This is a genomic window from Occallatibacter sp. (assembly GCF_035317045.1).
In the GTDB taxonomy this organism is placed as follows: Bacteria; Acidobacteriota; Terriglobia; order Terriglobales; family Acidobacteriaceae; genus Telmatobacter.
In genome coordinates, this window is record NZ_DATHHT010000024.1 from 59,917 (window position 1) to 79,973 (window position 20,057).

The window sequence follows — 20,057 nt, forward strand, 5'->3', positions numbered from 1 at the left end:
CAGACTGTTGCGGAATTTGAGTCTACTTGGTACCCGCCGCGCCGGAACCCGAGGACGCTGCGGCAGGCACCGTGGGAGTCGCATTTGCGGCGGGCTCGCGCACCAGCACCGCAAAACGTGGGAACGCAAAGCTGCCCCCGGCGTCGTCAATCACATTCAGTTGGCACACGTATGACCCCGGTTTCAGCCCATCAAGCGGCACATCCAGTTCGACGGCCACCGCGTCCCGGCCCTCCACATTCACGGCTTTCGCTTGCACTAGCGGCGTCTCGTACACCTTTGTCGAGCCCTGGATCAACTCGAGGCTGCTCAGCAAATCGATTCCGGCTTTGGTTCCCTTGGGCTGACCCTCTGCCAATTTTTCCTTCGCTGGACCATACACCTCGTAAAGCAGATATAGATGCTGATTCTGGCGGAAGACGTGGCTGATGTTCGGGATGTATTCTTCTCCTGCGCGCACCAGCGGCGACGTCTTCTTGCTCGCCTGCCGCGCCGAAGCCAGCACAATCGAACTCATCTTGAGCGGCTGCTTCTTCATATCCGGCAGCGTAATGTCGGCTTCAAATGAGCCCATGCGGCCTGTCTGATTCTCGCGTACCACAAACTTCAGGTGATATTTCCCGGGCGGCAGGTTGAAGCTCGTGGTGTACTCGATATTCTTCTGTCGCGCCTGCAAGGTCGGATCGAGATTGAGCTTCACCGTCTCTCGCGCGCTGCCGATGGGCCGCTTCACCTCGTCAATCACTTCGCCAATAATGTCGAGCGTGGCCTTGTCTTTGTCTCCACCCTTCACAAAGGGAATCTGCGAGCCCGGCACAATCAGCGAAACCGGCACGAAGAATCGATTCTCATCCAGGCGGAAGTACATCGCATCGAGATACACGGCCACATCGGTTGCCGGCAGATCACTCGCCAGCTGTTCATCCAGCTCACGCTCTCGATCTTCCCGGCCTGAATGCTTGAAGTCGGCTGGCGCATAGTATCCGGGCCGATACTCAACCTTCATGCCCGGCCGATTGATCTTGATGGTCAGCTTGCGATATTTGCCATCGCGCGCAGGATTGGACGAGTGAAACCCGATCGCATAGTAAGCCGAAGTATCCCGCTGCACCTGCGCAAATGCCGGCGCAAAATCGTTCGAGTCAAAGAACGCCTTGCCGCCGGTATCGGAACTCAGCGTCGCCATCACTTCCTGCGTGGCGAAATTGGCATTCATATTATTCGTAAGGGCCGCGCCATTGAATGCGCCGGAACCGCGAGTACTTCCTGTCGAAGCATCCCCGAGCGGCGAAATCGCCTGCAAACCGCGCGTATCCACGCTATAGATTGAAAGATTTGCGCGCACTGCTGAATTGATGGCTGCACGCAAAGACGCCTGGTTCTCAATTCCGTCCCGCGAAATGCCGCCGGAGAAGTACAGCAGCGACTTCTTCTCCGTAATCTTCTCCAGCGCTTTTGAGATCGCCCGTAGCGCGTACAATTCGCGATCGGTATTCAGATCGTTGTACTCGCTCTCATCAGGCGTATAACCCGTCGTGTCCTCCGCCTGGTTCGAATTCGCCGTCGCCCCTCCGGCGAAGCCCTGCCCCTCTGTGCCGTTGTAAACGCCCACCTCGTTGGCGAGCACCGCCTTGTCTGCGGTAAAGTCCTGGTCCACCTTGAGCGTGTCGTCCAGCGAAACCAGGGCAACCAGATCTGCGGGCTGCATCTTGTTGGTTAGAAAATCACGCGCCGCCTTCACGCAGCGATCCAGGTCCTCCGGTTGCATTGACGTGAGATCGAAAAACATCACGATCAACCGATGGTTGCGCAGATCTTCAGGTTTCGCGACGACGGCAGCCTTGGTTCCAGCGGGTCCGTTGACACCGGCCGCCAACCCACTGATGGTCGCCTCATTCAGCGGCGTTGCCATGTCGACAGTCTGAAAATCGAACGTCGAAATCTGCTGCGACTTCCCGTTTTCGAGAACCGTGAAGTCACTCTGCTTGAGCCCGCGCACAAACTCGCCTGTCTTCGAATCGCGCACCACAACGTTCGTCAGAACAAGTTCCGCATTGGCCTTGAAAACATAATTGTCCGGCTGGGAAGCGCTGGGGTCCTGCGCCGGCGCAATTTGTGCTGCCGGCAACATCAACGCACATGTCGCCACAAGCGCAACCGTCTTTTGGGTCCAGGTCGCCATCAGAACCTGAACCTCGATGTAAATTGGAACGACCGCATCGATCCCGCCGAAGTAACCTGGCCGAACGTGGGTGACGCAACATTGGTATCGACGCCCGTGTACTGCACTGTATTGAAGGCGTTGTTGATCGTAGCGCGAATCTCTAGGCTGCGCGTCTCGCCCAGTTGCATCGTCTTCGAGAGCGCCATATTGTTCTGCACCGTTCCTGTTCCTGGCCCCATGAAGAAGTTGCGCGGAGCGTTCCCAAACACGCCGCATGGGAATTGCGCGTTCGCCGCCGGCTCGCTGAATGCTGCAGGGTTGAACCATTGCCTGCCCGTACTCAAATTCAAGGGCGTTCCCGTGAGATTCGGCCGAAACGTGCCACCGGTACCGCAGGCCACGCTGGTCTCACCCGCATCGAAAACCGGCGTGAGCGGTGTTCCGCTTGCAAACGTAAAGCTCCCCGAAACCGAAAATCCCTCCATAATGTGCGAACCCGTGCCCGTCGTCACCCAGCGCTTATCCTTTCCGAAGGGCAATTCATATAGATAGGTCCCGCTCACTTTGTGGCGTTGATCAATCGTCGAGTTACCTTCTTCGGCGGGCAGATTGGTCCAGTTCTGCGCGCCCACGCCGCCAACGCCTCCTAACGCGCCTGCATCATCGATCGAATGCGAATACTGGTAATTTGCTCCCACCGCGATTCCGTTCGACAGCCGCTTGTTCAGGCGCAGAGTACCTGCATTGAATTTCGAGAATGCCGCTGCCTGTTCGTATCGAAAAATCAAATTCGTTGGATCTGTATTTGGGCTGAACGCAAGTGCGCGCGGCGCTGTAACGATATCCAGATGGTTCCCTTTCGATCCGTTGTAACCGAGGTTCATCACGATGCCCCACGGCAGCGTCTTCTGGATGTCGAGATTCCACACTTGCACATACGGCAATCGGAAATGCGGATCGAGCGCATAATTCCCCACTGTTGCGGGAGCCGGAAATCCCTGCGCCAGGGTGAGGCATGTGCCGGTCTGCGCGCATGCCGAGGTCGGCGCCCCGTTCGCGTCGATCTCCTGGTTCGTTTGCTCATTCGCAAATGGCGGCTGATGTGCCATGGTCGTTGCAAACGTGCCGTACGAACCAACCGTGTAGTTCATCCCGAACCCGGCGCGAACCACCGTCTGCTTCAACTTTGGCACTCTCCATGCGATCCCAACGCGAGGCGCGAACGCCTTGCGGTAGGGATCCACGAGCGACGCCGGCAGTCCATTCTGGCCCGACTGCACTTCCGCCTGCGACGTAAATCCCTGCGTGGGATTCGTTGCAACTTCGGCGAGCCGTCCAAACTTCTCGGTATATGGCGCAAAAAACTCATACCGCAAACCGAAATTCAGCGTAAGACTTGGCTTCCAGCGCCAATCGTCCTGCGCAAAACCGTCCAGCACGTTATCGCGCAGATAGCTCTTGTTGATCGCGGCATTGAGCGCGGTCTGCTGCGGAAGACCCAGAAGAAAATCGGCGAACGAGGATCCCGTGTTTGTGTCGGTTGGGGTGTCCTGCGTAAACAGTCCGGTAAAGGTAAAACTCCCCGTCGCGTTCGAACTCGAAAGAAAATCGTTGTGCACGCGCCGATAATCGCCGCCGAAACGCATGTTGTGTTTGCCGTGAATCCAGCTGAATGTCTCAGAAAGTGAAATCGTCTGTTGAACAGCGGTCCTTGGCTGCTGCTCATTCAATCCCGAAATATCGCTCAGCACCACGCTTGGCAATCCGTAATTCAGCGGCGTCGAACTCAGTGGATCCCCGTCCGGCCCAAGGATCCCAAGCTGCGTCTCAATGTCCGGCCCATTCGTGAAGAAATTGATTACATTACTGTCCGAGCGATTCCAGCTCACATTGAAGATATTCGTAAACTTCTTGTACCCCAGCGTGTAACCCGTCTGCAGCGAGTAAGAGTTGGATGCCGTCTTTCCCCCCAGTTGCGGAAACAGATTCACGTTATCTGAAGCTGAGTGGCTCCAGTTGAAGTTGGCACTTACGGTCTGCCGCAGACCCTGGTTCTGTTGAGCACGCCGTCCGCCACCGCCACCCCCGCCTCCGCGCCCGCCTCTGCCGAACGACGCCGCGTTCGAGCCGATGCCCCGCATATAACGGACTCCCGCCTGCGTCGAATTCGATTGCGCAGTCGAAAGCAGATGGTAATTCTGAATCGAATTTGGAATATTCGGTTCCGGAAAATACTTGAGCAATGCTATGGCCTGCTGTGAAATGCGATTGGCTGGAATGGCATTCACCACACCGTTCGACGAGAACTGCTGAAGTGTGGTTGGATCAAAAATTGCCGGCAGCCCCGCGGCCGAAAAATCTCCAGCGCGCTCGGCATCCGTCGGCACCGTCGCATACTCATCCAGCGGGTTCGAACTCCGCGACCCCGACAGCGTCAGAAACACCGTGTCCTTGCCACTCGGTTTCGTCAGCCCAGGAATATACGGCGCACTCATGAAGGTAAGACCGAACCGATTCGTTCCCGAAGCAGGTTGCTCCTGCGACTGGCCGCGCAGGCTGAACGGCTCGGCATTCAACGCCGAGTTGCTGCCCATCCAGAAAATTGCGCCGTGCGGTTGGCCCGGATTGAATCCGCGGAAGTTGCCTCGGCCGCCGCCGCCACCCCCACGCCCGCCGCCAAAGCCGCCTCCAAATCCACCCGGCCCAAACCCGCCTCCCCCTCCACCACCGCCGAACAATCCCCCACCCGGCACGCCGTCAACATTCATGCCGCCCTGCGCGCGCATTGTCTCCATTGCATCGCGCACCCGATCCATGTCGACGCCTGCCAGCGGACTCACCGAGCCCGACTGACCGCTGATGGCCACCGATTCATCGCTGAAGTCGGAGTTCCCTGCAATCGATGGCAGTGCTGCACCGCTCGCGCCCGCGCCTCCGCCCTGTGTCTCGGTATCTCCAGCCAGCGCGCTTACGAGATTCAGGGCCTGCGCACCGCTTCCAGCCATCTGGCGAATCGCCTGCGACACCTGCCCCGACTGCGCATCCTCGCGCTGTTGCTGCTGGGCCGCTCGCGAAGCCAGCATCAGTTGAAAATCAACAGCCTGGTCGTGGCCCGACGCATTCAGCAATGCCTCCTGCGACCCCTGCGCAAACGCCGCAAATTGCGTGCGAATCACGTACCGCCCGTTCTGTGGAATCGTCAGCGACCATGCGCCGGTCACGTCTGTCGTCGTCGAATACCGTTTGCCTGTGAGGGTGTTCTGCGCCGTGACCGTGACGCCCGGCAGCGGAATCGTGCCGCTCTTCACATATCCGTGAAGCTTGCCGCCGGTTACCGGCGATGGAGCATCAGGAGCGCCCGTGGAGGTCGAGCCCGTCACATCGAGGGCCGCGCCGGGAACCGGCGCCGAAGGCGTCGACTGTGCCCGCGCGCCCATCCCTGCGACCACACACATTGCCGCAGCAATAGCACTGCGTATTGCCCCTCGCCTCATCCATGCTCCCGAACTCGAACCTGTACTCAGACAGACGAGCAGCGCACCACGAAGGTTTACGCCAGTAGAAATCTATGAGCGTCAACTTGAGTATGACCGCACCGGTATCAAGATCAACAGAAATCGCCGGGATCATGACCGCGCCTCCCCCACGACAGCTTCTTCGCCACCACGTTGGAAAAAACGATCCGGCCGCACTCCGAACTGCTGTTCCCTACTTGGTTTATACCCTGGTTACTCCCGTCATTTCATCTTCCGATTTCCGCTTGCGTTCCCTGTGATGCCATGTTTACTCTTACGCCAATAACTCAGTGGTAGCTACCGTGAGCTCATCCTACGCACGGAAGCGGGAAAGGCAATGGCGTGATGAAGATCGGCACCACCATCCGTGCGCACCGGCTGCAAAAGGGGCTATCCCAGGGGGACATCGAAAAGAAAACCGGCCTGTTGCGCTGCTATTTGTCGCGCGTTGAAAACGGGCATACCGTTCCCTCCCTCGACACGCTCTCCAAGATTGCGCTCGCGCTCGATCTGCCTATTGCCCAGTTCTTCGCGGAGGACTCACTCGGCGCGGTTAACACGCAACACCTGAGCGACGACGAGCTCCGATTTCTCACCCAGATTCGCCGCTACTCCACAAATCTCAATGAGAGCGACCGCAAGCTGCTGCTAGCCATGGTCAAAAAGTTCGCCTCAACCGCAGTTCGATAGTTCAGATTTCAGGCCACGCGGGTCTTTGGGCATCATGGCCAGTGACGCACCAGGATTCAGAGTTTGGCCAAAAATCAAATCACCCCGGCAGCTGCGCCAGATAAAAACTGAACAGCACAAGCAGTCCAGCAATCAGTGCAAGCGCGATCCGCATGCGCGTTTCGAAGAGGCTCTTCGTCGATCCCAGGCGAGGCACGAGCGGAACCGCGAACAGCAACCCGCAGCTGAATCCGCCCAGATGCGCCATGTTGTCGACGCGCAGGCCCGACCCCATATACCGTGTGCCGACATTGACTGAAAATCCAATCACCAGGTTGATTGCCGCAAAGTAGATAACCGACTTCCGCAGTCTCTTCAACTCATCCAGCGGCACCGGCAGTCGCTTCGACTTCAGCAGAACAATCAGCGCACCTGCGATTCCAAATACCGCGCCGGAAGCTCCGACCCCCGGCGGAAATCCGATTCCGCCAGGCGAAAATCTTCCGTCTGGAAAGCTATACCAGCTAAAGAAGGTTGATAGCAGGTTGCCCGCTGCGCCCGTCAAAACATACGCGCTTGTTACGCCGAGCCATCCGATGAGCGGCTCGGCCAGCAACCCCAGGTTCCAAAGGCACCACATGTTCGTTGCCAGGTGAAGGAGACCTCCGTGTACGAACATCGCGGTCACAATGCGCCACCACTGGCCGCCATTCAAGACAGCGCCTGCATTATTCGCTCCCCAGAACATCAACTGTTCCGGTGTGGGGCTCAGCGCGCTTACCCCGTGCATCACCATCGCCAGAAACACGGCGCAGTTAATCCCCACCAATACGTATGTCGCCGGAGCCGTAGCCCAGAACGACCGACGCCTTCGCACCATCGGTTGCGGAGTCGGAATGTATCCCTCGGCCGGCCGAAGAATCTCCGGCACAACATCGGACTGACCGTTGAGGGGCCCTGTCCCCGGGCGGTGCGGAGGAACACTGCTCATATCATCACTCTACTGCATTTACGTACATCAGGTTACGCACCACAACGCCTTCCCGGCCGGTGCAAATCGCCGCACAAATTCCACCCGGCCTTTCGATGTAGTCTGTTCTTTGGTCTTCGCACTCTGCGCCCTCGCGGCGCGCCAATCCTTTCAACGAAGATCGCCAGGGAGCTGAACTTTGACTGCATCGACAAATGCAACAAAACCGATCCGCCGGGCACTGCTCAGCGTTACAGACAAAACCGGCCTCGTCGAGCTTGCCAGGGCACTCGCCGGCTTCGGCGTCGAGCTGATCTCCACCGGCGGCACGGCGCGCGCCCTGCGTGATGCCGGATTGACAGTCAGAGACATCAGCGACCTCACGGGCTTCCCTGAGATGCTCGATGGCCGCGTCAAGACCCTGCACCCACGCGTGCATGGCGGCCTGCTCTACATTCGCGGCAATACCGAACATGAAGCCGCCGTCGCCGCTCACGAAATCCAGCCCATCGACATGGTGGTTGTGAACCTCTACGCATTTGAGAAGACCGCCGCGCAGCCCGGCGTCAGCTTCGGTCATTTGATTGAGAACATCGACATCGGCGGTCCTTCCATGGTCCGCTCCGCCGCCAAAAATTTCGAAGATGTCGCTATCGTCACCCGCGTTTCCGACTATCCCTCTCTCATCGAAGAACTGGCGAGCAACCACGGCGCCGTCACGCGCGAAACGCGCTGGCGCCTGGCAAAGCAGGCCTTCGCCACCACCGCCGCTTACGACTCCGCCATTGCCAACACCCTTGACCGAATCGCCGACCAGATCGCCGCCGCGCCTGAGCCCCTTCAACCCATCGCGCCTGAGGCGAAATCAGCCGCACCGCAGGTGCTCCCGTCAACGCTGCGTATCAACATGCCCCTCGCCCAGTCGTTGCGCTATGGCGAAAACCCCCATCAGCGCGCGGCGCTCTACAGTGATGGCTCCGGCCTCGGCATCGCCGGTGCCACCCAGCTTCAGGGCAAGGAGCTCAGCTTTAACAACCTCGTCGATCTTGAAGCATGCTGGGAACTTGCGCAGGAATTCGACCAGCCTGCCGTCATCATCGTCAAGCACACCAACCCCTGCGGAGCCGCAACCGGCCACTCCGTTCTTGAGGCCTGGCAGAAAGCCCTGGCTAGCGATCCCGTCTCCGCCTTCGGCGGCGTCATCGGCATCAATCGCCCCGTCGACGCAGAAGCCGCGGGCGAGATTGCCAAACTCTTCGTCGAAGCCATCGCCGCTCCGGCATTTACCCCGGAAGCCCGCGACCGTTTCGCCGCCAGGAAAAACCTCCGCCTCGTCGAGGTCCGCAACGCGCCGCCGCGACCGGTCCTCAAGCACGTCTCCGGCGGCTTGCTCCTGCAGGACGCCGATACCGGCCGCGTCACGGAGGACGAGCTCAAAGTCGTCACCTGGCGTCCACCCACGGCCGAAGAACTCCGCAGCCTGATTTTTGCCTGGCGTGTTTGCAAGCACGTCAAATCCAACGCCATCGTCTACGCGCGCGACGGCCAGACCGTCGGCGTCGGCGCCGGCCAGATGAGCCGGGTTGATGCCGCCCGTTTCGGCGCGCAAAAAGCCGTCCTTCCTCTCAAGGGCACGGTTGCCGCTTCCGACGCATTCTTCCCGTTCCCGGACGGGCTCGAGACCGTAGCTGCCGCGGGTGCCACAGCCGTCATTCAACCCGGCGGATCCGTCAAGGATGACGACGTGATCGCTGCCGCCGACCGCCTCGGCCTCGCCATGGTCTTCACCGGAATTCGGCACTTCCGCCACTGATCCCGAGCTCCCTTCATGGCTTAAGCGCCCCGCATGCAAGCCGACTTCGAGATTCAATGGTTTCCGGCTCTCGGCGGAGCGGCCTTCCTGAGCAAAATAATCCCGTTACCAGGTGGGCGAAAACCCGTGAATCGGTTAGATCCCTGCGACTATTCACAGGTAAAATCGTCTTTAACAACAGGCGGGCTGGCTGGTACGCGGTCGGCATCAAAGGTTTTGACCGGCTAGACAGTTTGGTTATCTGCCTAACTTGGAACTGACACATTGGATCCCCGAGGATCATGAAAATAAAAACATTATCGCCATTCCTGTGGCTGCCGCTTGTCGCTTCTCTGGTCGCCGCGACGGCTGTCTCGGCACAATCCCAGAGCACTCCGCCCCACAGCACTCCGCCCCAAAACACTGGGTCACAGCCGGTTCCGCCGCCAACGGCCAGCGCTCCTGGTGCAACAGCCGACCCGAAGCCGGCCTCTGCTTCAACTGGGGCAGCCGACCGCGGCCAGTCCTATTATCACTCCGCCCTCGCGCATATCTATGAAGAGGAAGCCATTGCCTCCGGCCGGCCCGAATACATGCGCCACGCCGTTGAGGAATACAAGACCGCGCTGAGTGCCGATCCCAATTCTGCCGAACTGAATGACGAACTGGCAGACTTGTACTTCCGTACCGGCCAGGTGCGCGACGCCGAGTCGACCGCCCGCAGTTTGCTCAAGAGTTCTCCGAACGACATTGATGCGCATCGTCTACTCGGCCGCATCTATTTGCGCCAGTTGAGCGAAGCACAAAACGCGGTGTCCTCCTCATCCCCCAATGGCAACACGCTCGATCAGGCCATCGCGGAGTTTGAGAAGATCGTCTCGCTCGATTCCCGGAGCGTGGAAGATCGCATGGTGCTTGGTCAGCTCTACACGGTCAAACATCAAAACGAAAAGGCCGAAGCGCAGTTCAAGGCCGCCCGGGACATCGATCCGGATTCGGAAGAGGTCGTCCTCAATCTCTCCCGCCTCTATGCCGAAAACGGCGACCTCGCCCACTCCGCAAAAGTCATCGAGTCGGTCGCTGTATCCGAACGCACTCCCAAGATGGAGTTCGCGCTCGGTGCGGTCTATGACCAGTTGAAGCGACCCAAAGACGCGATTGACGCCTACAAGCGCGCGGCCGATCTCGACCCTGAAGACGCGCATACCATGGGAGCCCTTGCCCAGGCGCTGCTCAACGACAATCAGCTTGACGCGGCTCTTAAGGCATTTCAGCAGGTCGCTCAAGCGGACCCTGAAGACGCAGGCGCCGTTATTCATATCAGCGAAATCCTCCGCCGGCAGGGCAAATACGAAGAAGCTCTTACGACCGTAAAGCAAGCCGTGAAGAAGGACCCGGATTCACCCGAGGCCGGCTACAACGAAGGTCTGCTCCTCGACGTTCTTGGCCGCTACGACGAGTCCGCGCAGGTCTACGAACACATGGTCGATCTGACCTCCCATGCCAACGGTGCTTATACCGCGGACGAAAAGAACAATCGCTCCATCTTCCTCGAGCGCCTGGGTTCGGTTTACCACGAGCAAAACAAGGTCGACGAAGCCGTTGCGACGTACCAGAAGATGATCGACCTTGGCGGCGATTATTCGTTGCACGGATATCAGGGCCAGGTCGACGTCTATCGCGATGCAAAGATGTTCGCCAAGGCGATCGATGTTTCCCGCAAAGCTGTCGAAGCCAATCCGAAGAACCGCGATCTCAAGCTCATGCTCGCCAGCGAACTGGTTGACCAGGGCAAAGAGGACGAGGGCGTTGCCATGGCCAAGGGCATGCTCAACAACAACTCCGACGACCGCGAAGTCTGGTTGACCCTGGGACAGATCTATACCCGCGTCCACAAGTGGAAGGAAGCAGAGGATGCCCTGAGCAAGGCGACCCCCCTCACCACCAAAAAGGATGACAACATCTACCTGTTGTTCCTGAAGGGCGGTCTGGCCGAGCGACAGAAGCACTCCGAACAAGCCGAGCAGTACTTCCACCAGGCGCTTGAGCTTGACCCCAATAACGCGGCTGTCCTCAACTACCTTGGCTACATGCTTGCGGACAAAGGCACTCGGCTGCCTGAAGCGCTCAAGATGATCCGCAAGGCCGTTGAGATCGAACCGCTCAACGGCGCATACCTGGACTCACTCGGATGGGCCTATTTCAAGCTTGGCCAGTATGAGTTGGCCGAGGAGAACCTGCGCCGGGCCGTTGAGCGCGATCAGACTGACCCCACGGTCCACGACCACCTTGGCGATCTCTACGAAAAGACCGGCCGCATTCGCCTCGCCGCGGCACAGTGGGAGCTTTCCCTGTCGCAGTACTCGAAATCCGCGCCTCCCGATGTGGAACCAACCGATGTCGCAAAGGTTCAGAAGAAACTGGAAACTGCTCGCGTCAGGCTCGCCAGGCAGGACAATACAAACAACCAGAACAAGCCGGAGTAGCGACAACACGCTGAATGCTTGAGAACAGGAAGGGCGGCCAATCATCTGGCCGCCCTTCCTGTTTACCGCCGTTGGCTGAGGAAGCCCGGCACGCGCTATGCAATTCCTGCAAAGCGGGCCGTTTCGCTGGTGGGCAAGGTTTCAGCCGGGGGCGGGAGCGTTTTGTGATGGGTTAATGAACGCTTCACGATAAAAACTTCATCCAGATAAATCCGCGCATTCCCTTCCAGATCCAGAAATCCTGTATTACTGTCCCTGCAAAGAGTCTGCGCTTCCTCGGTAAGAACGGGAGCAATCAGAACCGGCGTCGTCTCGCCTGGAAAATGCGCGTGCAGCTTTCTCAATTCCAGAAAAGTGTGCTGCAGTTCAAGTGGGTCGCAGTTAAGCGCCAGCTTGCAGACCAGCCTGTGTGCATGTCCATAAATCTCGACATGGGCGATGATGGTTTTGTCGCCGTGATGGCGGTGCGATTCGACCTTGATTTCCTTGGTCTTCACCACAGAAATCTGACCCAGAGTCTGCCGCAAAGCCTCGATCGCTTCGTTCTCCAATTGCCTTTTCATAGAAACCACGCTTTCGTTGCGGAAAAATCCACACTGCCTGATCAATCTGACTTGTAAACGGCAACAAAGGCGGATGAACCGCAAAAATCATGCTGCCGCAGCGTTATTCGGCAGCGTAAATCAGTAGCGTTCAGGCTGCCGAAACTGGCTCCATGCTGAACATGCTGTCTTCCATCACGTTGGAAGGCAGCAGCCTGAATGCATTGTTTCCAACTGGCGTCATAGCCAGCCTCAGATCGTTATGCGCGCCCACTCGATGGGAGACCTTGGAGTTAAGCCACACACAAAGACGCGGATCAATGATCTCCGGCTCTCCTCGCCAGAATTCCGGAGAAAGGCCACATTGAATCTGTAAATGATCCAATCGCAGCTCGATGACACGAATGCTCTTAGGAAAATACCGGCGCACGTTTCTGAAGCCGACTCGTAATCCGGTGACTTCGGTGCCTCGCAATTGTGTCTTGACCACCATCGCTCGCCTCGCATCCTTTCTCAGAATTGAGCGTATCGAGCCCGGTCAATCACCACATTGGCTGATTGCACAATCCCGGCGGAAAGCCGAAGGACCCCGCAGTTGCAGCCCATTTGCTGCCTATGTTGGACCCATTTCCATGCCACGTCAAGGGGCCGCGCACAGAGCTTTGAGAAATATTCCATGAATCGATTTAGCACAGTGTTTACGCTGCGCCAAGCCAGCCCCTGCAATTTTGCTTCCACAAAAAGATGCGGCAGCTTCCAATTCTGTGAAGCTGCCGCGACTCCGATATTCAGTTGGCCAAAAAGATTTCGATCGTTGCCTGCGTACTCGCTATTCGTGCGCCGCTGCCGATGCAATGTACGCATCGACATTGCGCTTGTCCACCAGCGATGTACCCGTATCGATAAACACTGGGAATGGAGAAAACGCATCCTGGCTATAATCCGTCGTCAGCGACGTCGGCGGTGCATGGAAAATCTCATCCAGCGACCGCAGTCCGATATAGCCCATGGTGAACGGCTTCTGCGCCACGGTTGCGTTGATTGTGCCGCCCTTGATTCCGTCCAGCGTGTCCTGGTTCACGTCCCACGCTACCACCAGCCTGTCGGTTGCATTCGTCCGCTTGATCGCGTCCGACACCATCTTTCCCGATGCGGATTCGAGACAGATAAACCCATTGATCTTTTTAGGACCTGTCAGCGCCATCAATTGCTGCGTCTTATCAAACGCCGTCCGCGCATCGCTCTTGATGTCGATCACGTCAACAACGTGGATATTCGGCCGAGTGTCCAACACATCCTTGAATCCCTTGAGCCGCTCTTCCATATTCGGCTGCCCTGAAATCGTGAAGAAGACCACGTTGCCAGAACCGCCCAATTGCTCAACCACGCGGTGGCCACCCATTTTTCCAGCTTCCAGATTGTTCGTGCCAATAAAGAACAGCCTCTTGCTGCCCACAGCATCGGAGTCGATCGTAATCACCGGAACTCCGGCGCCGATCGCCGAGTCAATCGCCGGCCCCAGCACTGAAACATCCGCCACAGAAATCAGGATGCCGGCAGGCTTTGCCGCAACCGCCTTTTGCAATTCAGCCAGTTCTGCCTGCGGATCATAGTTCTCAGGACCCACAACCTTCGCTGTCACCTTGTATTCAGCTGCGGCCTTGTTGAACCCCTTCGCAGCCGTTTGCCAGTAGGGCAATGCCATATTCGACGAAACCAGGTAAAAAACTTCCTTGTTCGTATGCCTGTCGCAGCCTGTCGTGAATGCAACTCCAAGGGCCACGAGGGCCAATCCAACACATTTGATCGTCTTCATTCTTGCCTCCTGTCCGAATGTGAAGAATTTCGGAATGCGCGATATTACGACGCCTGCCCGCGCAGTTTGAAAAACCGGCAGGATCGTACTCCCGGACCCGGGCGATTGTCCAATCCGCCGCAGCAAGGATTCTATAGCACCGCGCATGGCGCAGCATCGTGACTCTCAACACGTTCGTTGCAAATTCTTCGCTGGGAACCTGTCTCGATTGGTACGCCGCGCCCCGTGTCGCCGTGCACGCCCCCACTCCGCTGCGATATAACCAGACCAAGACCAATTCCGGATGAATTCTCGAGCCAAACAAAATGACGCATTGCCGCCCGACATTGCAGTCGACGAAAATGGCGATCTCTCCGCCCGTGTTCACGCCGAGCCGGCGCATCCTTATCGGTCTGCCTTCGCGCGCGACGCCGCCCGCATTCTTCACGCACGCGCATTCCGCCGGCTGGCCGGAAAAACCCAGGTCTTCTCACGCCTCGCCCGCGATCTGCCCGGCGACCACTTTCGCACGCGGCTGACCCACACGCTTGAAGTAGCCCAGATCTCCGGCACCCTCGCAACCGCTTTGGGCCTGAATCGCGAACTCGCTGAAGCCCTTGCCCTCGCCCACGATATCGGCCACCCTCCCTTCGGCCATGCCGGCGAGAAAGCCCTCGATACCGCGTTGCGGCAGCATGGCCTCGGCTTCGACCACAACCTGCATGCCCTGCGCATCGTCACTTGGTTTGAAGAGCGCTATCCGGCCTGGCGCGGCCTCAACCTCACCCTCGCGGTGCGCGAAGGCATCGTCAAGCACTCGCGCGACTACTCCAGCGCCACCCATCCCGAACTCGCCGCATATTTCTTGGATCTTCGTCCACCGCTCGAGGCACAACTGATCGACCTCGCCGACGAAATCGCCTACCTCACTGCCGACTTCGACGACGGACTCGACTCCGGCATCCTCACCGTCGCAGGCGTCTGCAATCACGTGCCGCTTTTCCGCAGCTTCCACGACGAGATCAAAACGCAATATCCCGCTGCGCCTATCAAGCAGGCAGTCTACGAAACCCTCAACCGCATGCTCAATGCGTTGGTCACCGACCTCATCGAAGAAGTCCGGACTCACGTGGCCGCATTGGGCGCCACCACTCTCGACGACATCCGCCGCGCGCCCGGTAGAATCGCGGCACTCAGTCCCGCCATGGAAGCGGACCGCGCCGCCGCCAAGAGCTATCTCTATACCCACTTCTATAACTCGCCAGGAATGGAAGAAGAACACGAACGCGCCGCCCAGGTCGTTCGCGAATTGTTTGCATTGCTCATGGCCGAGCCGGGACTGCTGCCCGCCGACCATCAGGCACAGATTCCCACCGAGGGCCTGGCGCGCACCGTCGCAGACTACATAGCCGGCATGACCGACAGCTATATTGAGCAGTTGTGGTCCAGGTATGCGAAGTAAATTGGTGCGAATTCGGCCTGATCCCTAATGGCTAATCCCTATTCTTTGTTCTTTGTTCACTGCTTCACTGCTTCGCTGATTCACTGTTCACTGTTCACTGATTCACTGATTCACTGATTCACTGCTTCACTGATTCACTGTTCACTGTTCACTGTTCACTGTTCACTGAAAACCTACTGCACCGTCCCCTGCGGCCTCAGCCTGCGCAGGTCCAGCGCACACTCCACCGCATTCTGCGCATACATCCGCAGATTGTCTGAAGCCGCCCACAGCCACACGCGCGAAGACTCATTCGCATTCCTCGGCCCGGGCTCAAGCCTTAGCCGCACCAGCACATCATTCTGCCCCGTCGCCGCCAGATTTGAAGGCGAATCCGTGTCCTCGAGCACCAGGTCTACATGATCTCCGCTCAACGCATCTTCCAGCGCCGACAGATCGAGTGGCCGCTCCAATTCCGCAAAAATGGAAAACGCGTGACCGTGAAACACCGGCGCACTGATCGTCTGCACAGCCAGCGCCGGCAGACGCCTTCCCGCCAGGGCCGCATACTGCCGGCGAATTCTGCCGTCAATCGCAACCATGCTCGCCTTGGCGTTCTCGCCAAACCCCGAGAGCAGGTTGTACGTCAGCTGCGCGTCGAATGTATCCCGCGGAATCGACTGGAAACTCAGCAGGTTCACCGTCTGCTGATGCAGTTCATCCATCCCGGCCCGCCCGAATTCGCTGGCTGGAAGCAGTACCGTCGCCGCAGCCTGCCGCACCGGCGCCGCCTGCTGCAGCCGCTCCATCAAGAGCGCTAAAGCCAGCGCAGCCGGGTGCGCCGGCACCACCGCTGGCGTAAACAGATCGGCCTCAACCTCCTGTGCCCCCACCCAGGGCGAACGCACCAGCACCCCCGTCTCCTGGTCCAGCGCGCCAGAAAGATCCAGCACCGTCGATCCCGCCCGCAGCGCCTCGCGCCAATGTTTCCGCGTCAGGCTCTCAGTGCCGCAAAAGAACGTGAAGTCCAGATGCTCGAATGAGTCCGCTCTGATCGCCTGCACAAACGTGACTTCATCGCCAAGTTGATCGAGTTGACCGAGTCCCTCGTCTTCATCAAAAAGCGCGATGTCGTCCGCGGCGAGTGACGACTCCGTGAGTGCGTCCTTCAGCTCCTTACCCAGTAGCGTCGCAGCTCCTACAATGGCAATCTTGTACACAGGCTTCCTTCTTGTCGTTTGAACTTATAAGTGATGCGGGTCCGGGTCGGCGTTTGGGCTATCCGACAGACTCGGCACTTCCACTTTCTGCCCGTGCCGCCGCCGTCGCGACCATCCATACGCCGCCCGCGCCCAGATCCCAGAGAACATGTAGATGAGCGCGATCGAAAACAGTACTACCTCTGAGAACCTGATCATCACATAGAGCACCACTGTCATCACCAGGATCAATCGGAAGGGATGGCTGCGGCTGAGATCAATCTCCTTGCCCGACCAGAAGCGCCACGTGCTCACCATCAGAAAACCAGCCAGCCCCACAAGACCGAGCCACAGGCAAGACACCCACCACGCCTGTACGGGAATTCCCCCGCAGAAATGCACCGTTGCCGCCAGCAATCCTGCTGCTGCCGGAATCGGCATTCCTACAAAATACTTCCTGTCTGGCCTCCCCGGATTTCTCGGCTTGGGATCGTGACTGATGTTGAAGCGCGCCAGTCGCGATGCCCCACCGATCAAAAACAAGAAACAGATGAATGGCCCGGCTTGCGTCAGGTGCAGGCGCAACTGCGGATTGATGGTGTCTGGCAGAAAATAGAATCCCCACACATACGCCAGCAAGCTCGGCGCCACGCCAAACGTGATCACATCCGCAAGAGAATCGAGTTCCCTGCCAAAATCGCTCGCCGTATTGGTCATGCGCGCGATCCGGCCATCCAGCGAATCAAATGGAATCGCCACAAGAATCGCGATCGCTGCCAGATCCAGATGCGTCAGCGATCGGTTCGCCATCGCGTTGCCGCTGATGGCTGCAATGGTCTGCGTGATCGCAAAATAGCCCGCGCCAATATTTAGCGCCGTGAAGAACGAAGGCAGAATGAACATACCGCGACGCAGCCGCGCCTGGTTCCTCGCCTTGGCGAGCGCTGCGTCCCCGGTGTTCAAACTTGCGTTCAAGCTTCGTCTCCTTCTTCAAACTCGGGCTCCACGCTCGCGCTGGCTGTCTTCCGCTGGGTGGTCACTCCCACCGCCAGTTCAGAATCCGGCAATTCAGCGATGATCGATGACCCGCCCTTGACGCGCTCACCGGTCTTCACGCGAATCTCCGCCTCTGCCGGAAGGATTATGTCCGTGCGCGAGCCGAACTTGATCAGCCCCACCCTCTGCCCTCGCTCCACCCGGTCGCCCTCGCGATGGTTGAAGACAATACGCCGCGCAATCAGACCCGCAATCTGTTTGAAAACGATCTCCATGCCCTCGCCCTGAACAGTCACAATATTCTGTTCGTTGCGCTCGGCGCACTCCTGGTTCATCGCATTCAGAAATTTTCCCTTCTGATAGCGAACAGAAGTCACCTCGCCCGCGATTGGCGAGCGATTCACATGCACATCGAAAACATTCAGAAAGATACTCACGCGCTGGCGCGGTCCCCGGGGAGTATCGATGCGAACCGTTTCGGTGACAACTCCATCAGCAGGGGAAACAATAAGTCCAGCGCCCCTGGGAACGTCCCGTTGCGGATCACGGAAAAACCAGAGAAAGAACGCGGCCAGCAGAATTGGAACGATGCTCCAAACCCACGTTCCCGTGGCCCACATCAGCACGCCGGCCACTGCAAGCAGGCTCAAACCGTAGATGTAACCGTCACGAACCATTGTCCCTAACGATTATACGGTTGAATGCAAAACAGGGATATCGGGGGGAGACTTCTCGGGTATACACGGCCCGACGTCGCGCAGGCGCGCAACCAAGCCGCTAAAAATCATCGTCACTGGCCCAAATCGCCCGGAAACTTTATGCGAGTGCCGGGGCCCGATGCTCGAGAGCGAAGATCAGGTCCTTGGCATGGAGTTTCAATTTCTTCAGGCGTACTTCCTCGAGTTGCTCATCCGTAGACAGATAAGGCTTTTGAAGCAATTCTTCCAACCGCTGAGCGTAGCGACGATGTTCGGCGTGGAGACGACCTATTTCTTCGCTCAGCGTGGAGTCATTTATCTCGTCCATCAAAGCACCTCCTTGTGTTCTTAATCCAATTTTTATAGTCCTCCCCCCACGCAATCGGCAAGCGGGAAGACTCAAGAAAATGACGAAGGCTGTGGAATTCTTAACAGTGTCTCAACTGGAGTGATCAGAATCACCCGACGCCTCGCCGACCAGAAGCCCGAACTCGGCCTGAACTCGAAATAGCAGCCTACTTGAGCCCCAGACGCATCAGTACAGCATCCTCAACCGGGTCAGCATAGTAGCCCCGCCGCCGGCCTTCCTCAACGAATCCCAAAGACCGATAAAACCCAAGCGCCGCCCCATTCCCGACCCGCACTTCCAGCATGATTTCCGCAACGCCACGTCGACCGAGCACCCCCGCAAGTGCCAAAAACAGCTCCCGCGCAATTCCCCGGCGCTGAAATTCGCCTGTGACAGCAATCGATTCCAATTCCGCTTCCGGCAAGACAAGCCGCGCAACCACAAAGCCGGCAACAGACCCGCTTCCCGCGTCCTCCGCGACCAGCGTGATGCGGCTACCAGCGTTGTCTGACAGCAAAGCATAAGAAGAGCGCCGCCAATGCGGAGCCTGATCCAGCCCCGCCGCAATCTCCGTCAGCCGGTCCACATCCGGCGCCTCGAGCGGGCGAATCCGAAAGCCACGCTCCGTCCTCATGCGCGCTTTCCCGTATCCCCAAAAATCTCCGCATCCGACCGCCTCAAATAGTGCCCATCCAGCAGCGCCACATCGTCAAAATCTTCGTTCAGGATTCTCGGCAGACATACCTGAATCGCATCTCCCGCCGTAGGCGCCTCGATCCTCGCCAACTCGGCACCTCCAAACGCCGCGCTCACCATCTCTGCCGCCGTCTCCTCGCAAACCGCAACGACGTTGGGTGCCCCCGAGCCTGCCCTGAGTCTGTCGAAGGGTCCCTCGCTTTTGGGGACTGGGGACCTACCCAGGCCGTCGGTCCTCCGCCCTTCTCGAGCCAACTCCTCCGGTCCCGCCAGCAGTTCCCTCACCTCGCCACCTTCCTCCAGGCGGAGAAACACCTCGTGCCGATGTGCATCCAGCGCCGCCGCCCCCACCCCCGCCTTTGCCGCCAACACCGCCAACCGTGACACTGCGACCACAGGAATCTTCCCCGGCTCCGCGAGCCCCTTCACCGCGCTCAGCCCCACGCGCACGCCCGTGAAGCTTCCCGGCCCATTCACTACGACAATGGCCCTCAGGTCCCCCAGCCTCACATTGCTTGCCGTCACCAGTTCTTTGATAGCCGCCACCAGGGTCGCCGAATAGCTCCGCCCCGCCAGTTCCGTCTGTCCGAGAATGCGCGCCGTACCGCCTTCAACCCGCGCCAGCGCCACAGACCCCGTCGATCCACACGTGTCCACCCCCAGCACCAGCAGCCCTGTCCTGTCCGTGCCCTCCGCAACTGATTGACTTTCAGGCATCTCCCCCACAGGATTACATACGCCCGTC

The 20,057-nt window shown here is 58.6% G+C and carries 16 protein-coding genes; 4 read left to right on the forward strand and 12 right to left on the reverse strand.

Translation table 11 applies throughout. The features are described 5' to 3' along the window. Nucleotides 1-22: 22 nt before the first annotated feature. Both VK574_RS11130 and VK574_RS11135 read right to left on the reverse strand, forming a co-directional pair. On the reverse strand, nucleotides 23-2,182 hold the full coding sequence (locus VK574_RS11130) for a VWA domain-containing protein (RefSeq protein ID WP_472799924.1): 2,160 nt from the start codon (nucleotides 2,180-2,182) through the stop codon (nucleotides 23-25). Then, a complete protein-coding gene (locus tag VK574_RS11135; protein ID WP_472799925.1) occupies nucleotides 2,182-5,658 on the reverse strand; it encodes an outer membrane beta-barrel protein in 3,477 nt (1,158 codons plus the stop codon). Before VK574_RS11135 ends, VK574_RS11130 begins: the two co-directional genes overlap by 1 nt. 366 nt (nucleotides 5,659-6,024) lie before the next feature. Between VK574_RS11135 and VK574_RS11140 the strand changes: the two genes are divergently transcribed. Continuing rightward, complete coding sequence (locus tag VK574_RS11140) at nucleotides 6,025-6,369, forward strand: helix-turn-helix domain-containing protein (RefSeq protein ID WP_472799926.1); 345 nt, start codon at nucleotides 6,025-6,027, stop codon at nucleotides 6,367-6,369. 79 nt (nucleotides 6,370-6,448) lie between these two features. Here the strand turns inward: VK574_RS11140 and VK574_RS11145 are convergent, their stop codons facing one another. Further along, complete coding sequence (locus VK574_RS11145) at nucleotides 6,449-7,339, reverse strand: rhomboid family intramembrane serine protease (protein WP_472799927.1); 891 nt, start codon at nucleotides 7,337-7,339, stop codon at nucleotides 6,449-6,451. 178 nt (nucleotides 7,340-7,517) lie between these two features. Between VK574_RS11145 and purH the strand changes: the two genes are divergently transcribed. Continuing rightward, nucleotides 7,518-9,131: a bifunctional phosphoribosylaminoimidazolecarboxamide formyltransferase/IMP cyclohydrolase gene (gene purH / locus VK574_RS11150; RefSeq protein WP_472799928.1), complete on the forward strand. Its 1,614-nt coding sequence runs from the start codon at nucleotides 7,518-7,520 to the stop codon at nucleotides 9,129-9,131. Between the two features lie 281 nt (nucleotides 9,132-9,412). Further along, a complete protein-coding gene (locus VK574_RS11155) occupies nucleotides 9,413-11,596 on the forward strand; it encodes a tetratricopeptide repeat protein (protein WP_472799929.1) in 2,184 nt (727 codons plus the stop codon). 95 nt (nucleotides 11,597-11,691) lie between these two features. Here VK574_RS11155 and VK574_RS11160 read toward each other — a convergent pair whose 3' ends face one another. The 3 genes from VK574_RS11160 to VK574_RS11170 form a co-directional block, all read right to left on the reverse strand. Beyond that, entirely contained in the window at nucleotides 11,692-12,147 is a 456-nt protein-coding gene (locus tag VK574_RS11160) for a hypothetical protein (protein WP_472799930.1), read from the reverse strand. Between the two features lie 142 nt (nucleotides 12,148-12,289). Next, nucleotides 12,290-12,631 carry a hypothetical protein gene (locus VK574_RS11165; protein ID WP_472799931.1) on the reverse strand — a complete coding sequence of 114 codons (342 nt, stop codon included), beginning with the start codon at nucleotides 12,629-12,631 and terminating at the stop codon, nucleotides 12,290-12,292. A 336-nt stretch (nucleotides 12,632-12,967) separates the two neighbouring features. After that, entirely contained in the window at nucleotides 12,968-13,954 is a 987-nt protein-coding gene (locus tag VK574_RS11170; RefSeq protein WP_472799932.1) for a substrate-binding domain-containing protein, read from the reverse strand. Between the two features lie 283 nt (nucleotides 13,955-14,237). On the opposite strand from VK574_RS11170, the gene VK574_RS11175 reads away from it, so the two are divergent. Further along, a complete protein-coding gene (locus VK574_RS11175; RefSeq protein WP_472799933.1) occupies nucleotides 14,238-15,395 on the forward strand; it encodes a deoxyguanosinetriphosphate triphosphohydrolase family protein in 1,158 nt (385 codons plus the stop codon). Nucleotides 15,396-15,568: 173 nt separating this feature from the next. Here VK574_RS11175 and VK574_RS11180 read toward each other — a convergent pair whose 3' ends face one another. The 6 genes from VK574_RS11180 to tsaB form a co-directional block, all read right to left on the reverse strand. After that, a complete protein-coding gene (locus VK574_RS11180; RefSeq protein ID WP_472799934.1) occupies nucleotides 15,569-16,594 on the reverse strand; it encodes an Asd/ArgC dimerization domain-containing protein in 1,026 nt (341 codons plus the stop codon). Between the two features lie 24 nt (nucleotides 16,595-16,618). Continuing rightward, the gene (locus tag VK574_RS11185) at nucleotides 16,619-17,548 is read right to left on the reverse strand and encodes a CDP-alcohol phosphatidyltransferase family protein (protein ID WP_472799935.1); all 930 of its coding nucleotides are present in this window, start codon (nucleotides 17,546-17,548) and stop codon (nucleotides 16,619-16,621) included. Next, nucleotides 17,545-18,246, reverse strand: coding sequence for a phosphatidylserine decarboxylase family protein (locus tag VK574_RS11190; RefSeq protein ID WP_472799936.1), 702 nt, complete (start codon nucleotides 18,244-18,246; stop codon nucleotides 17,545-17,547). Before VK574_RS11190 ends, VK574_RS11185 begins: the two co-directional genes overlap by 4 nt. A gap of 139 nt (nucleotides 18,247-18,385) precedes the next feature. After that, a complete protein-coding gene (locus tag VK574_RS11195; RefSeq protein WP_472799937.1) occupies nucleotides 18,386-18,595 on the reverse strand; it encodes a DUF465 domain-containing protein in 210 nt (69 codons plus the stop codon). 187 nt (nucleotides 18,596-18,782) lie between these two features. Next, the gene (gene rimI, locus VK574_RS11200; RefSeq protein WP_472799938.1) at nucleotides 18,783-19,250 is read right to left on the reverse strand and encodes a ribosomal protein S18-alanine N-acetyltransferase; all 468 of its coding nucleotides are present in this window, start codon (nucleotides 19,248-19,250) and stop codon (nucleotides 18,783-18,785) included. Next, the gene (gene tsaB / locus VK574_RS11205; RefSeq protein ID WP_472799939.1) at nucleotides 19,247-20,029 is read right to left on the reverse strand and encodes a tRNA (adenosine(37)-N6)-threonylcarbamoyltransferase complex dimerization subunit type 1 TsaB; all 783 of its coding nucleotides are present in this window, start codon (nucleotides 20,027-20,029) and stop codon (nucleotides 19,247-19,249) included. The genes rimI and tsaB overlap by 4 nt, the downstream gene beginning before the upstream one ends. Between the last annotated feature and the right edge of the window lie 28 nt (nucleotides 20,030-20,057).

Excerpts from the sequence above, each read along its gene's own strand:
- VK574_RS11130 (WP_472799924.1), bottom strand. The coding sequence starts at position 2,182 with ATGGCGACCTGGACCCAAAAGACGGTTGCGCTTGTGGCGACATGTGCG.
- VK574_RS11135 (WP_472799925.1), bottom strand. The coding sequence starts at position 5,658 with ATGAGGCGAGGGGCAATACGCAGTGCTATTGCTGCGGCAATGTGTGTG.
- VK574_RS11140 (WP_472799926.1), top strand. The coding sequence starts at position 6,025 with ATGAAGATCGGCACCACCATCCGTGCGCACCGGCTGCAAAAGGGGCTA.
- VK574_RS11145 (WP_472799927.1), bottom strand. The coding sequence starts at position 7,339 with ATGAGCAGTGTTCCTCCGCACCGCCCGGGGACAGGGCCCCTCAACGGT.
- VK574_RS11155 (WP_472799929.1), top strand. The coding sequence starts at position 9,413 with ATGAAAATAAAAACATTATCGCCATTCCTGTGGCTGCCGCTTGTCGCT.
- VK574_RS11165 (WP_472799931.1), bottom strand. The coding sequence starts at position 12,631 with ATGGTGGTCAAGACACAATTGCGAGGCACCGAAGTCACCGGATTACGA.
- VK574_RS11170 (WP_472799932.1), bottom strand. The coding sequence starts at position 13,954 with ATGAAGACGATCAAATGTGTTGGATTGGCCCTCGTGGCCCTTGGAGTT.
- VK574_RS11175 (WP_472799933.1), top strand. The coding sequence starts at position 14,238 with ATGAATTCTCGAGCCAAACAAAATGACGCATTGCCGCCCGACATTGCA.
- VK574_RS11190 (WP_472799936.1), bottom strand. The coding sequence starts at position 18,246 with ATGGTTCGTGACGGTTACATCTACGGTTTGAGCCTGCTTGCAGTGGCC.
- VK574_RS11195 (WP_472799937.1), bottom strand. The coding sequence starts at position 18,595 with ATGGACGAGATAAATGACTCCACGCTGAGCGAAGAAATAGGTCGTCTC.
- rimI (WP_472799938.1), bottom strand. The coding sequence starts at position 19,250 with ATGAGGACGGAGCGTGGCTTTCGGATTCGCCCGCTCGAGGCGCCGGAT.
- tsaB (WP_472799939.1), bottom strand. The coding sequence starts at position 20,029 with ATGCCTGAAAGTCAATCAGTTGCGGAGGGCACGGACAGGACAGGGCTG.